Origin of the sequence: Burkholderia latens (genome assembly GCF_001718795.1) — a bacterium.
Taxonomy (GTDB): Bacteria; Pseudomonadota; Gammaproteobacteria; order Burkholderiales; family Burkholderiaceae; genus Burkholderia; species Burkholderia latens_A.
In genome coordinates, this window is the sequence record NZ_CP013437.1 from 557,538 (window position 1) to 571,075 (window position 13,538).

At 65.4% G+C, this 13,538-nt stretch carries 11 protein-coding genes and 1 pseudogene; 8 read left to right on the forward strand and 4 right to left on the reverse strand.

Going from position 1 to position 13,538, the window contains the following annotated elements; genetic code table 11:
• Position 1: 1 nt before the first annotated feature.
• From WK25_RS18050 to WK25_RS18075, 6 genes are all read left to right on the forward strand, one after another.
• Complete coding sequence (locus WK25_RS18050) at positions 2–1,006, forward strand: cyclodeaminase (RefSeq protein ID WP_069242276.1); 1,005 nt, start codon at positions 2–4, stop codon at positions 1,004–1,006.
• A gap of 10 nt (positions 1,007–1,016) precedes the next feature.
• Entirely contained in the window at positions 1,017–2,225 is a 1,209-nt protein-coding gene (gene doeA / locus WK25_RS18055; RefSeq protein WP_069242277.1) for an ectoine hydrolase DoeA, read from the forward strand.
• Positions 2,226–2,229: 4 nt separating this feature from the next.
• Positions 2,230–3,255, forward strand: a complete 1,026-nt coding sequence (gene doeB / locus WK25_RS18060) for a N(2)-acetyl-L-2,4-diaminobutanoate deacetylase DoeB (protein WP_069242278.1) — start codon at positions 2,230–2,232, stop codon at positions 3,253–3,255.
• Positions 3,256–3,268: 13 nt separating this feature from the next.
• Positions 3,269–3,739 (forward strand): Lrp/AsnC family transcriptional regulator, encoded by a 471-nt coding sequence (locus WK25_RS18065; protein WP_038571176.1) that lies wholly within the window; start codon positions 3,269–3,271, stop codon positions 3,737–3,739.
• 123 nt (positions 3,740–3,862) lie between these two features.
• Entirely contained in the window at positions 3,863–5,341 is a 1,479-nt protein-coding gene (locus WK25_RS18070) for an NAD-dependent succinate-semialdehyde dehydrogenase (protein ID WP_069242279.1), read from the forward strand.
• Between the two features lie 20 nt (positions 5,342–5,361).
• Entirely contained in the window at positions 5,362–6,756 is a 1,395-nt protein-coding gene (locus WK25_RS18075) for an aspartate aminotransferase family protein (protein ID WP_069242280.1), read from the forward strand.
• A 207-nt stretch (positions 6,757–6,963) separates the two neighbouring features.
• Here the strand turns inward: WK25_RS18075 and WK25_RS18080 are convergent.
• The 4 genes and pseudogenes from WK25_RS18080 to WK25_RS18095 all read right to left on the reverse strand — a co-directional run bounded on the left by WK25_RS18080 (position 6,964) and on the right by WK25_RS18095 (position 11,411).
• Positions 6,964–7,895: pseudogene (locus tag WK25_RS18080) on the reverse strand (MBL fold metallo-hydrolase).
• A gap of 290 nt (positions 7,896–8,185) precedes the next feature.
• Positions 8,186–9,568: an MFS transporter gene (locus WK25_RS18085; RefSeq protein WP_069242281.1), complete on the reverse strand. Its 1,383-nt coding sequence runs from the start codon at positions 9,566–9,568 to the stop codon at positions 8,186–8,188.
• A gap of 414 nt (positions 9,569–9,982) precedes the next feature.
• Positions 9,983–10,705 (reverse strand): SDR family oxidoreductase, encoded by a 723-nt coding sequence (locus tag WK25_RS18090; protein WP_069242282.1) that lies wholly within the window; start codon positions 10,703–10,705, stop codon positions 9,983–9,985.
• Positions 10,706–10,751: 46 nt separating this feature from the next.
• The gene (locus WK25_RS18095) at positions 10,752–11,411 is read right to left on the reverse strand and encodes an HD domain-containing protein (RefSeq protein ID WP_083253040.1); all 660 of its coding nucleotides are present in this window, start codon (positions 11,409–11,411) and stop codon (positions 10,752–10,754) included.
• Between the two features lie 181 nt (positions 11,412–11,592).
• Here WK25_RS18095 and WK25_RS18100 point away from each other — a divergent pair, with 181 nt between their 5' ends.
• Together WK25_RS18100 and WK25_RS18105 are read left to right on the forward strand one after the other, a co-directional pair.
• Positions 11,593–13,002, forward strand: a complete 1,410-nt coding sequence (locus WK25_RS18100) for a PLP-dependent aminotransferase family protein (RefSeq protein WP_069242283.1) — start codon at positions 11,593–11,595, stop codon at positions 13,000–13,002.
• Between the two features lie 119 nt (positions 13,003–13,121).
• Complete coding sequence (locus WK25_RS18105; protein WP_069242463.1) at positions 13,122–13,538, forward strand: cupin domain-containing protein; 417 nt, start codon at positions 13,122–13,124, stop codon at positions 13,536–13,538.

Here is a 13,538-nt window from a genome sequence, read left to right on the forward strand (position 1 = left end):
CATGAACCATTCCGTCACGCTGCTCGGTCACGCGCAACTGCGCGCACTGGTGCCCCTCGATCTGGCCGCGATCGACCAGGTCGAGGCCGCGTTTGCTTCGCTCGCGACCGACGAGGTCGTTATGCCGCCGATCCTCAACCTGGCGTTGCCCGCGCGTCACGGTGAGGTCGACGTGAAGACCGCATATCTGCCGCGCTTCGACAGCTTCGCGATCAAGGTGAGTCCCGGCTTCTTCGACAACCCGTCGCTCGGGCTGCCTAGCCTGAACGGATTGATGCTCGTGCTGTCCGCGCACACGGGCCTGACCGAGGCCGTGCTGCTCGACAACGGCTACCTGACGGCCGTACGCACCGCCGCGGCCGGTGCGGTGGCGGCGCGCCGGCTTGCGCGCGCCGATGCGCGCCGCGCGGCGATCATCGGCGCCGGCGAACAGGCGCGGCTGCAGCTCGATGCGCTGAAGCTCGTGCGCGACATCACGCACGTGACAGTCTGGGCGCGCGATGCCGGGCGCGCCGCGCGGTTCGCGGCCGACGTGCGTGCTGCGCATGGAATCGACGCGGTCGTCGCGCGCTCCGTGCATGCCGCGCTTGCCGATGCGGACGTCGCGGTGACGACCACGCCGAGCCGCGAGCCGCTCGTTCACGCCGAGGATCTGCATCCGGGGCTGCATGTGACGGCAATGGGCGCCGATGCCGACTACAAGACCGAGCTTGCACCGTCGGTATTCGGCGTCGCGCGCTACTTCTGCGACCGGCTGCAGCAGACTCGCGTCGCCGGCGAACTCGCCCATGCGATCGCGGCCGGTGCGACGCGGGCCGATGCCGTGTTCCCCGAACTCGGCCAGGTGATCGCCGGGCAGCACGAAGGCCGCACGCATCGCGACGACATCACGATCTGCGACCTGACAGGCACGGGCGCGCAGGACACCGCCATTGCCGTGCTCGCGCTGCAGCGCGCGCGCGCGGCACAGGCAGGCACCATTTTTCACAACGACGTCACGATTTGAGAGGAGACAGATGGCCGCAGTCATCGAAACCCACGAAGCCGTGCCGCGCCTCGCGTTCGAGCGCAGCGAATACGCTGCACGCATCGCGAAGACGCGCACGGCGATGCAACGGGCCGGCATCGATCTGCTGATCGTCACCGACCCGACCAACATGGCGTGGCTCACCGGCTACGACGGCTGGTCGTTCTACGTGCACCAGTGCGTGCTGTTGGCAATGGACGGCGAGCCCGTCTGGTACGGCCGCGGGCAGGACGCGAATGGCGCAAAACGCACCGTGTTCATGGCGCACGACAACATCGTAGGCTACCCCGATCATTACGTGCAGTCGACGGCGCGTCACCCGATGGACTACCTGTCGACCGAAGTGATCGCGGCGCGGGGCTGGAGCTCGCTGCGCATCGGTGTCGAGCTCGACAACTACTACTTCAGCGCGGCAGCGTACGGGTCGCTTCGCAAGCATTTGCCTGCGGCGCGCTGGGTCGACGCGACGGCGCTCGTGAACTGGCAGCGCGCGGTGAAATCGCCGCGCGAAATCGAATACATGCGCGTCGCCGCGCGGATCGTCGAGCGCATGCACGCGCACATCGTCGATACGATCGAGCCGGGCATGAGGAAGAGCGACCTGGTTGCGCAGATCTACGCGACCGGGATCGGCGGCGCGGACGGCTGCGGCGGCGACTATCCGGCGATCGTCCCGCTGCTGCCGACCGGCGCGGACGCGGCCGCGCCGCATTTGACTTGGGACGACTCGGTGTTCGCGCGCGGCGCGGGCACGTTCTTCGAGATCGCCGGCTGCTACCGCCGCTATCACTGCCCGCTGTCGCGAACCGTCTATCTCGGCAAGCCGCCCGCGCACTTCATCGAAGGCGAGCGCGCGGTGGTCGACGGGATCGACGCGGGGCTCGCGGCCGCGAAGCCCGGCAACGTGTGCGAAGACATCGCGAATGCATTCTTCGCGGTGCTGCGCCGCGCCGGCATCGACAAGGACAGCCGCTGCGGCTACCCGATCGGCGCGAGCTATCCGCCCGACTGGGGCGAACGCACGATGAGCCTGCGTCCGGGCGACCGCACGGTGCTCGAGCCCGGCATGACGTTTCACTTCATGCCCGGGCTGTGGCTCGACGACTGGGGGCTGGAGATCACGGAAAGCATCCTGATTACCGAGACCGGCGTCGAGACGTTCTGCAACGTGCCGCGCAAGCTGTTCGTGAAGGAGTAGGGCGATGCGAGCCTCCCCGATCACGCCGACCGTCGATTTCGACGCGGACGGCGAACAGCATGGCTTCCTGAAGCTGCCTTACTCGCGCGACGACTCCGCGTGGGGTGCGATCATGATTCCGGTGACCGTCGTCAAGCGCGGCGACGGGCCGACGGTGTTGCTGACCGGCGGCAATCACGGCGACGAATACGAAGGGCCGGTCGCGCTGTCCAAGCTCGCCGGTTCGTTGAAGGCGGCCGACGTGACCGGCCGCGTGATCGTCGTGCCGTTCATGAACTACCCGGCATTTCGCGCCGGCTGCCGCACGTCGCCGATCGACGCCGGCAATCTGAACCGCAGTTTTCCCGGGCGGCCCGATGGCACCGTCACCGAGAAAATCGCCGATTATTTCCAGCGGCATTTGCTGCCGCTTGCGACGCATGTGCTCGACATTCACGCCGGCGGCCGAACGCTCGACTTCGTGCCGTTCGCGGCGATCCACGTGTTGACGGACCGCGACCAGGAAGTACGCTGCGAGCGCGCGATGCGCGCGTTCGGCGCACCGTACTCGATGCGCATGCTCGAACTCGACAACGTGGGTCTCTTCGACACCGCGGCGGAGGAAGCCGGCAAGGTGTTCGTATCGACCGAGCTCGGCGGCGGCGGCTCGTCGACCGCCGCGAGCGTCGCGATCGCCGAACGTGGCGTGTACGGATTTCTCGCGCATGCCGGCGTGATCGCGAAGGACGTGATCGATCGCAACGCGCCGCGCACGACGACGCTGCTCGACATGCCGGACGGTTCCTGCTTCACGACGAGCGAGCACCACGGGCTGCTCGAAATGTGCCGCGATCTCGGCAGCGACGTGAACGCCGGCGACGTGCTGGCGCGCGTGCACGACATCGACCGCACGGGCGTTGCGCCAGTCGAATACGTCGCACGGCGGCGCGGGCTGCTCGCGGCTCGACACTTTCCTGGCATCGTGCAGGCCGGCGACACGATCGCGGTGGTCGCCGACATCGTCGAGCGCAACATTCCGGTGTCCGCATGAGGACGCGCTGGCCGTGATCAAGCTTGACCGATACGACCTCGCGATCCTGCGCATTCTCGAGCGCGACGGACGCATCACGAAGTCGAAGCTCGCGGAGGCGGTGAACCTGTCGATCTCGCCCGCGTGGGAGCGCGTGCGCAAGCTCGAGGAAAGCGGCGTGATCCGCGGCTATCGCGCGGACGTCGACTGGATCGGCACGTTTTCCGGCAGCCGCATCGTCGTCGAGGTGACGCTGTCGCGTCATACCGCGCCCGACATGCGGCGCTTCGAGGCGCGCGTCGGCGCGGCACCCGAAGTCGCGCAGTGCTATGCGACCGGCGGCGGCGTCGACTACGTGCTGCACGTTGTCGCGCGCGACATCGACCACTACCAGCGCTTCATCGACGCGTTGCTGATGGACGATCTCGGCATCGAGCGCTATTTCACGTACATCGTGACGAAGGTCGTGAAGTGCGAATCCGGCGGCGCGCCGGACTGGCTCTGAAACTTCGCGCGAACACGCGGCAATACGGAAAAAAGCACAAGCGGCGGGCGCCGAAACGGAAATTTCCGCACCCGCCGGCACGACAGAATGAAGCTCGTGCCTACCCCAACGAGGAGACGCAGGATGTTGCCCGGACACCCCATTCTGTTCAAGTCGACGTGCTATGTCGACGGTCGCTGGATCCACAGCGACAATGCCGCGACGGTCGCCGTCGTGAACCCGGCCGACCAAGCCGTGATCGGCCACGTGCCGATGCTTGAGCGCGCGCAGATCGTCGGCGCCGTCGATGCCGCTCAGCGCGCGTTCGATACGTGGCGCTGGACGCCGCAGACGGTGCGCAGTGCCGCGCTGTTGCGCTGGCATGCGCTGATCCTGCGGCATCTCGACGATCTCGCCGCGCTGCTGTCGCTCGAACAGGGCAAGCCGCTTGCCGAATCGCGCGGCGAAATCCGCTACGCGGCCAGCTTCGTCGAATGGTTCGCGAACGACGCGAAACGCATCGCAGGTCGCACGATCCCGACGCATATCGACGGCGCGCACCTCGGCACGGTGATGGAACCGGTCGGCGTCGCGGCGCTGATCACGCCGTGGAATTTCCCGGCCGCCATGATCACGCGCAAGGCGGCAGCCGCGATCGCGGCCGGCTGCACGGTGGTCGTGAAGCCGGCGCACGAAACGCCGTTCTCGGCGCTCGCGCTCGCGCAGTTGGCCGACGAGGCCGGCGTGCCGGCCGGCGTGTTCAACGTCGTGCTCGGCGAACCGCAGATGGCGATGGAAACGCTCGTCGGCGATGCGCGCGTGCGCGCGGTGAGCTTCACCGGTTCGACCCGCGTCGGGCGGCTCGTCACCGAAACGGCCGCGAAGGCCGGCATTCGCAAGATCGCGCTCGAACTGGGCGGCAACGCGCCGTTCATCGTCACCGAGGATGCGGATCTCGATCAGGCGGTGCGGATCGCCGTCGGTGCAAAGTTCCAGACGTCCGGGCAGGACTGCTGCGCGGCGAACCGGATCTTCGTCGCCCGCGCGCTATACGAAACATTCGTCAGCCGCTATGCGAACGCGGTACGTGAACTGAAGACGGGCCCCGCGTTCGAGCCGGACGTCGACGTCGGGCCGTTGATGCACCAGGCCGCGTTCGACGCGACGGTCGCGCGCGTCGACGACGCACGCGCTCGCGGCGCACGGATTGTCGCGGGCGGACGGCCGCATGCGCTCGGCGGCTGGTTCTACGAACCGACCGTGATCGCGGACGCCGCGGCGGGCATGCGTGTGTACGACGAGGAAAATTTCGCGCCGATTTCGGCGGTGTGCGCGTTCGACACGCTGGACGAAGTCGTCGAAAAGGCCAACGACACCGAGTACGGACTCGCCGCGTACGTATGCGCGGCGCGCATCGACACGATCTTTCAGCTCGTACGGCGGCTCGACTTCGCGATGGTGTCGGTCAACGGCGTGAAGTTCACCGGGGCACCGATCCCGTTCGGCGGGATGAAGGCGTCCGGCCTCGGGCGCGAAGGCGGCAGCGAAGGGTTCGAGCCGTTCACCGAAACCAAATACTTTTGCCTCGGCAATCTCGGCCTGCCCGTCGCGGCATCGGCCTGACTCAATCAAAGGAGCACATCATGAAGCAATCGATCGACGCACTGCTGCGCGAGGACCGCGCGCACTTCATGCACCCGTCGACGCACGCGTACGACCACGAGAGCGGCGCGCTCCCGGGCAAGATCGTACGGGGCGCCGAAGGCATCCGCATCGAGGATCACCAGGGCAAGCGCTATATCGACGCATTCGCGGGCCTCTACTGCGTCAACATCGGCTACGGCCGCACGGAAGTGGCCGATGCGATGCACGAGCAGGCGAAGCGGCTCGCGTATTACCACACTTATGTCGGTCACTCGTCGGACGCGATCATCGAGCTGTCGTCGCGCATCATCGACTGGGCGCCGGCCGGGATGAAGAAGGTGTACTACGGGATGTCGGGTTCCGACGCGAACGAGACGCAGGTCAAGATCGTCTGGTACTACAACAACGTGCTCGGCCGGCCGAACAAGAAGAAGATCATTTCGCGCGAGCGCGGCTATCACGGTTCGGGCATCGTGACGGGCAGCCTCACGGGCCTGCCGAGCTTCCATCAGCACTTCGACCTGCCGATCGACCGCGTGAAGCATACGGTATGTCCGCACTGGTATCGCAAGGCGCCGGTCGGCATGAGCGAAACGCAGTTCGTCACATACTGCGTCGACGAACTCGAGAAGCTGATCGCATGCGAAGGCGCGGACACGATCGCCGCGTTCATCGCGGAGCCGGTGATGGGCACGGGCGGGATCATCGAGCCGCCGGCCGGCTACTGGCCGGCGATCCAGGCCGTGCTGCGCAAGCACGACATCCTGTTGATCTCCGACGAAGTGGTGTGCGGGTTCGGGCGCCTCGGCTCGAAGATGGGCGCGCAGCATTTCGGCATCCAGCCCGATCTGATCACGGTCGCAAAAGGCCTGACGAGCGCGTATGCGCCGCTGTCGGGCGTGATCGTCGGCGAGAGGGTGTGGGACGTGATCGCGCGCGGTTCGCGGGAACACGGACCGATGGGGCATGGCTGGACGTATTCGGGCCACCCGGTGTGCGCGGCCGCCGCGCTCGCGAACCTCGCGATTCTCGAGCGCGAGAACCTGGTCGGCAACGCGGCCGAGGTGGGCGCGTATTTCGGTGCGAAGCTGCGTGACGCGTTCGGCGCGCATCCGCTCGTCGGCGAGGTGCGCAGCGTCGGGATGCTGGCGGCGCTCGAATTCATGGCGGACAGGGATGCCCGCACGCCGTTCGATCCGGCGCTGAAGGTGGGCGCTCAGGTATCGGCCGCGGCGCTGCAGCGTGGCGTGATTGCACGCGCGATGCCGCATGGCGACATCCTCGGCTTTGCGCCGCCGCTCGTGATGACGCGGGCGGAAGCCGACGAAATCGTCGGAATCGTGAAGGAAGCCGTGGACGAGGTGGCGGAGCGCAATCTTTCGAGCGTCGCGTGAGTTTTCTGCGGGGTCCGATGCGCGCGCAAGCGCGCGAAGTGACGCCGTCGCACGGGAGTGCGGCGGCGCTTTTTGCTTCACGGGGGACCTTTCGCGACAGCGGTGCTACCTGCCACGACGTATCAACATCGCTACAAGAACGACGGCGATCGCTCGAACATCGTCAAAATACGGCTCGCGCGCCGCCCGCTGCGTGCCCCGCATCGATCAGTAATCCCACACGACTGGAACGAAGCGGAAGCCGTCGCCGTTCCGCGCCACGTGTCCTATCGAAGGGAACGCGACATGCGCCGCGGCCAGCAGCGCGCCGGTGTCGGCGGCTTCGCTGAACAGTGCGATCCGGACGTCGGTGGCCGCTTGCGGATCGTGCTCGAAGCCGTTTTGCCAGTCGGGATGGTCGAAGTTCACTTCGAAAATCGCGTCGCCCGCAAACGTCAGTTTTTCGCCTTGCGATGCGATATCGACGACGCAGTGTCCCGGGGTGTGGCCGCCGGTCACGCGCGCGGATACGCCGGCCGCAACTTCCGCGATGCGGTCGAACGGCACGATGTGCTCGCGATACAGGTCCACGAATCGGGCCGCCGCCTTGCGCAGTGCGGGCGGAACGGCTTCCGGCATCACCGTCTTGCTGAAGTCCGGGTTCTTCCAGAACGCCAGCTCCGCGGCCGACACGTGAATGCGCACGTCCGGACTCAGCCGGGCCTTGACGCCGTCGACATTCAGCCCGCCGACGTGATCCATGTGCAGGTGAGTGATCACGATGTCGGTGATCGCGGCGAGATCGATCCCCACGGATTCCAGACGCATCACTGCACGCCCTGCGCGCGTGAAGTATTCGAAGCCGTCGCCTACGCCGGAGTCGATCAGGATCAGGCGATCGCCGGCGCGAACAAGCGCGATATTGAGCGCCCAGTCGAACATGTCGCGTTGCAGGAATCGTCCGTCGAACCATTCGTTGCGGTCCGCTTCGCTCACGTTGGTGGACATCGTGGAAGTCGGCAGTGGCAGAACGCCGTCGCTGATCAGCACGACGTCGACGTCGCCGATGCGCACTGCATAGCGGGATGGACGAGTTCGCCAGCCCGTTCATTGCCCAGGCGGGTCGTGACCGGCCGCACGTTGCGGGTTGTTTCGTTCATGTTCGGTTTTCCTCTTCATCGAGTGGGGGCTTCCGCGCTGCGCTGCAGCGCGGGTCGCGAGCGCGATGGCGCAACGCGTGTCGCGCGCATGCCGATCGAGCATGTCGGCGATTGTAGGGACGCTCGACGCACGCCTGAAGCGCTGCGCTTGCGAACATCGTGTTGCCCTCGCGACACCAATCCGCCGGCGGGTAGGCATCCACATGCACATCGCCCGCGGATCCGTTGCCGGACCGCGGGCGACGCAGGGGATGCCATTTATGGGACCGCAGGCGCAGTCCCGTTGCGTGTCAGCCCGGCTGTCCCGGGAGCGTCTCGCCGCGCAGCGAGCACCCGCGCGTTTCGATTACCGCCGACAGCGCGACCAGCCCGACCGCACACGCCGCCATCATGTAATACGCGGGAATCATCGTGTTGCCGGTCTTCCCGATCAACCAGTCATTGACGATCGGCGCGGTGCCGCCGAACAGCGACGTCGACACGTTGTACGCGATCGCCATGCCCGCATACCGCACGTGCGTCGGGAACATCGCGGGAAACATCGCCGAAATGGTCGCGAGCTGCGGCACGTAGAGCAGCCCGAGCACAGCGAAGCCGACGAAGGCGCCGAGCACGCCGTGCGTCATCAGCGTGAACATCGGCACGGCCGCGACGAACAGCCCGACGAGCGAGACCCACCACATCGCCTTGCGGCCGACGCGATCCGACAGCCAGCCGGCGAACGGCAGCAGGATCATCATCGCGAGCATGCCGATCAGCGGAATCAGCAGCGACATGTTCTCGCTGACGCCGAGTTCCTTGTGCATGTAGGTCGGCATGTACGCGAGCAGCACGTAATTGACGACGTTCAACGCGACGACGAGCCCGCCGAGCAGTACCAGCGGCCGTGCGTAGCGGACCAGCAGCTGACCGATCGGCAGCACGGTCGGCGCGGCCTGTTCGCGGCGGTGTGCTTCTTCCTCGAGTTCGCGGAACACCGGCGTTTCCTCGAGTCGCGAGCGCAGGTAGCAACCGATTAGCCCGAGCGGGGCCGCGACGAGGAACGGCAGGCGCCAGCCCCATGCATGCATTGCCGAATCGCCGAGCAGCAGCGCGAAGCCGAGCAGCAGCAGCGCGCCGAGCGAGAAGCCGGCGAGTGTCGCGAATTCTAGGAAGCTGCCGCACAGGCCGCGCCGCGAATCCGGTGCGTATTCGGCGATGAAAGTCGCCGCGCCGCCGTACTCGCCGCCGGTCGAGAAGCCCTGGATCATCCGGAGCACGATCAATGCCGCGGGCGCGAGCCAGCCGGCGCTCGCGTAGGTGGGCAGCAAGCCGACGAGCAGCGTTGCGCCGGACATCGTGAGGACGGTCAGCGCGAGCACGCGCTTGCGGCCGAAGCGGTCGCCGAGCGGGCCCCAGAACAACCCGCCGAGCGGGCGGATCAGGAACGAGATCGCGAAGGTGCCGAGCGCGAACAGCGTCGCGCTGGCCGTGTTGCCGGGAAACAGCGCGGCGGAAATGTATGCCAGTCCGTACGCGTAAATCCCGTAATCGAACCATTCTGTCGCGTTGCCGAGCGCAGCGGCCGCGATTGCGACGCGCGGGAGGCTGTGCGGCTCGTCGCCGCGGGAAGCCGTCTCGTCCGGAACGGACGCGGCGGCGGAAACGGAAGTCCACGATGGCACGTATCGCATGGGGGTCCTCGTTATCAGCATGCGCCCGGGCGGGCGCCGACGAGGATCAAAGTAATCCCGCCAATTAGCGACGCCCGATGTCATAGGACGATGTGGAGATCGGGGTTTTCCCGTGCCGTCGAGGGGCGGTCCGCACGCGGGCGTTACCGTTGAATTGACGGTCGAATTGGACGAGTGCTGAACGTTGTCTGCCTGCCGTGGCGAACACGCTGGCGGTCGGTACGTACGTACAAATCGGTCAGTTGCCGCCGCCTAGGAAACGCTGCACGGGACGCTTCAGGCATTCTTGCGCCACGGCAAGGCACAGGCCCTGAAATGCCTTCCATCCAACCGTATGTAGCCGATAGTCTCTGCCAAAAACGAACTCCAACATGTTCCACGAACTGGGATCCGATGTTACCGCTTGGAACCTTATCAGAACGCCGCCTTGCCCACCGATGCGCCACCGTCGACGAACAAGGTCTGTCCAGTGATAAAGCCTGCATCCTCTGACAAAAGGAACGCCGCGGCCGCCGCCAGCTCCTCAGGCTTGCCGAATCGCTTCATCGGAACAAGCGACAGAAAGCGCTGTTCCGCTTCGCTGCCGACGGGCGTGTTCTGCCGGAACAACTCGGTCTCGGTAGGCCCGGGCGCAACGGCATTGACCGTAATGCCGGTCTGCGCGAGTTCCAGCGCCCAGGTGCGCGTAAAGCTCATCATCGCGGCTTTAGCCGCCGCGTAGGCCGTGCGATTGGCGACGCCGAGCACGACGAGACTGGAGAGATTGACGACTCGCCCCCATCCGCGGTTCCGCATACCGGGTAGCAGCGCTTGCACGGTCTGCACGGCTGAGGTGAGATTGTGGCGGAAAGACGCTTCGAGATCGTCGAGATCAACCGCTTCAACGGCGGCCAGACGGACAAACCCTGCGTTGTTTACGACGCCGTCGAACGTATAACGTCCGACCAGCCGCTCCAACGTGCGTGTCGTAGCATCGCGATCGGTCAGATCGACGGAAACCAGTGTGCCAGGGAAGCTTGGGTCGTCGGCTCCGCGTGCGAGACCGATGACATGGTGTCCGTCGGCAGCAAGCCGGTGTGACAACGCGCGCCCGATACCCTTGCTGGCGCCCGTGACCAAAAACGTACGTTTGAGCATTACGAGAATCCTATAGATTTGGGACTGTACTCGTGGGAGAGGCCGGTCAGCCCCACCGGGAATTCAGAATGATGCTGCACAGGTTCGCGCGCTCGAAGCTAGGGTCCTTGTGCGCCAGAAAATCGTCGTTGAATGTGCCAAAGGTGGTGCCCGGTCGATGCTTCATGCCGTCGTAGAACGCGTCGATTATCTTTCCGGCGAAATCGGTGCCGCGAGGATAAGCCGCGACCACCGCCGCGCGCTGTTCCTCGGTAAACGCATCGAAGTCCCGTCCTGCCACGTCCATTCCAGCTCCAGCTTGCACCAGCGCGATCTCGCCGTGCATGTGCTCGGGAATGCCCGGCGTCGTATGGAGCGCCACAGCGGTCCATACCTTTGCCACGTCAGCCTCGTCAACATGATGGCTGCGCAGAAAATCACGCGCGGCGTTGGCGCCGTCTACTTCGAAACGAAGTTCACTTTCGCGATAGGACGAAGTCAAACCGATATCGTGGAACATGGACGCAACGTAGAGCAGTTCCGGGTCGAAGGCGACGCCATTTCGTTTTCCTAGCAGTGCGCCCCAGAGGTAGACGCGCGTCGAGTGATTGAACAGTAATTCGCTTTCCGTGTCGCGAATGAGCTGCGCGACCTCGCGCGCGAGCTGGCTGTCGGGAATGACGACGCCGAGCATGTCGCTCGCCGGCGCTGTTTTATTCTGCTTCATCGGGTGACCTCAGCTGTCAAGAGCGTGCGCTTCCCGCGCTACGCTTGGCTTGCCGACCGCCTCATGTGGGCGGTCGGTTCCGCGCCGAAACTGACCGGCGGCGTTACACCGAGGAAGTTACGCTTCGCGTGGGTTATGAAACAGGCCCAAGATCGAGCAATCCGAATGTACTATCGCCCCCATGACAACGCTCTCCATTGGCCTCGATCGCGCCGGCCGCACCTCGCTATCGGCACAAATTTACGGATCGATCCGGGACGCGATCGAATCGGGGCAGCTTGCCGCTGGCGCGAGGCTGCCGTCTTGGTCGGATCTCGCCACGCAGCTCGGCGTGTCACGGGGCACTGTGCGGGCCGCGTATGAACGGCTGATCGACGAGCAGTTCGCGATCGGCCTTGGGGCGGCCGGCACCCGGGTAACCGCGCGGCCTTTGGCGGCAGCGACCGGATGGTCGCCGGAGGCGCCGCCGCTGCCGGATCTTTTCTACGACTTCAGCGCGGCGCCTTTGGCCTTTCAAATGGGCGTGCCTTCCCAAGACGCCTTTCCGTTTAAGCTCTGGTCGCGCATTCAGGCGCGCGCGGCACGCCGGGCGGCAGCGGCTCCTGTCTGCTACCCCGATCCGCGCGGCGATCCGGAGTTGCGACAGGAGATCGCGGCGTATCTTGGCGTCTCCCGTGGACTTAGATGCAGTCCCTCCCAGGTCTTTGTCGCGGCAGGTTTCTCCGGATCGCTCAATCTGGCGATTCGGGGCCTGCGCCTAGAAGGTCGACAAGCCTGGATGGAAGATCCGGGCTTTCCGCTCACGCGCACGGCGCTCGAGCTGGCCGGCATGACCGTGGCAGGGGTCCCTGTGGACGCGGACGGGTTTGATATCCACGCAGGCATCCGGTTCGCGCCCAAAGCGGCACTGGCGGTAGTAACGCCCGGCCAGCAGGCTCCGCTCGGTATGACGATGTCGCTCGCCCGACGGATTTCGCTCTTAGGCTGGGCCAAACAACACGACGCCTGGATTGTCGAGGACGATTATCTCGGCGAGCTGCAGTTGAAAGGACGCGCCGCCCCGGCGCTTGCCTCGCTCGATCAGGACGGGCGAGTGCTGCACATCGGCACCTTTAGCAAGACGATCAGTCCAGCACTGCGCCTTGGATTTCTCGTAGTCCCGCCGGATATGGTGCGCTGCTTTGGCGACGTCGCAGCGTGTCTGGCGCCTGCCCCGGCCGCATCCGAGCAGCACGCCGTGACCGAGTTCATGCATGACGGGCACTACCTTCGCCATCTGCGGCGAATGAAGCGTCTTTACGCCGCCCGACAGCAAGCGCTGGTTCGTTGTCTGAAGGACCTGGGCTCGGATTCGATGAAAGTGCAGGCCGCCGCAGGAATGACTGTCGTGGTCGCACTTCCCCCGTCCGTATCGGATCTCGATGTCGCCGCGCGAGCCCGAGCTTTCGGGTTGGCCCCAGTTCCTCTCTCACCCTGGTACACGAGCAAGCCGGCGCAGCAGGGGCTGCTACTCGGTGTGACCAACCTGGATGAGAGAACCCTGGCGGCCAATTGTTCGCGCCTGCTGGAGCTCATTCTCGGACGCCACTAACGGACAAACGGCGCCAGCTCTCCCGTCGCCTCTTGGTACATTGAAAATGTTCATTCCTGGTGCTTTTGGGTACCCGCATGTCGCTCGACAATGCAGAGACACAAAGGAGCCTGATACCCATGAACATTCAATCGATTGTAGGAACAGCATGCGCGGTCGTGGCCTTCGGGATAGCCGTGCCGGCCGTTGCGCATGGCACGGCAGAAACTGTCACACCAAACTTTCAGCACTCCATTCCCAACATCGCGGGCAAGTCCTTGACCGCTGTCGTCGTTGACTATGCACCTGGTGCGGCGTCGCCCGTGCACAGGCACGCGGGCTCGGCTTTCGTCTATGCCTACGTGGTCGCGGGCGAGATCGAGTCACAGGTCGATGGCGATCCAACCCGTATCTACCATGCCGGCGAGAGCTTTTTCGAGGAGCCCGGCGCGGTTCATCGCATCAGCCGCAACGCGAGCAAAACAAGGCCCGCAAAGTTGCTTGCCGTTTTCGTTGCGGACAGCACTGACAAACGCCTGACCAGTCCCATCCAGTAA

Coding starts and splice junctions, on each gene's coding strand:
- WK25_RS18085 (WP_069242281.1), bottom strand. CDS start 9,568: ATGCGATACGTGCCATCGTGGACTTCCGTTTCCGCCGCCGCGTCCGTT.
- WK25_RS18070 (WP_069242279.1), top strand. CDS start 3,863: ATGTTGCCCGGACACCCCATTCTGTTCAAGTCGACGTGCTATGTCGAC.
- WK25_RS18105 (WP_069242463.1), top strand. CDS start 13,122: ATGAACATTCAATCGATTGTAGGAACAGCATGCGCGGTCGTGGCCTTC.
- WK25_RS18090 (WP_069242282.1), bottom strand. CDS start 10,705: ATGCTCAAACGTACGTTTTTGGTCACGGGCGCCAGCAAGGGTATCGGG.
- WK25_RS18075 (WP_069242280.1), top strand. CDS start 5,362: ATGAAGCAATCGATCGACGCACTGCTGCGCGAGGACCGCGCGCACTTC.
- doeA (WP_069242277.1), top strand. CDS start 1,017: ATGGCCGCAGTCATCGAAACCCACGAAGCCGTGCCGCGCCTCGCGTTC.
- WK25_RS18100 (WP_069242283.1), top strand. CDS start 11,593: ATGACAACGCTCTCCATTGGCCTCGATCGCGCCGGCCGCACCTCGCTA.
- WK25_RS18095 (WP_083253040.1), bottom strand. CDS start 11,411: ATGAAGCAGAATAAAACAGCGCCGGCGAGCGACATGCTCGGCGTCGTC.
- doeB (WP_069242278.1), top strand. CDS start 2,230: ATGCGAGCCTCCCCGATCACGCCGACCGTCGATTTCGACGCGGACGGC.
- WK25_RS18050 (WP_069242276.1), top strand. CDS start 2: ATGAACCATTCCGTCACGCTGCTCGGTCACGCGCAACTGCGCGCACTG.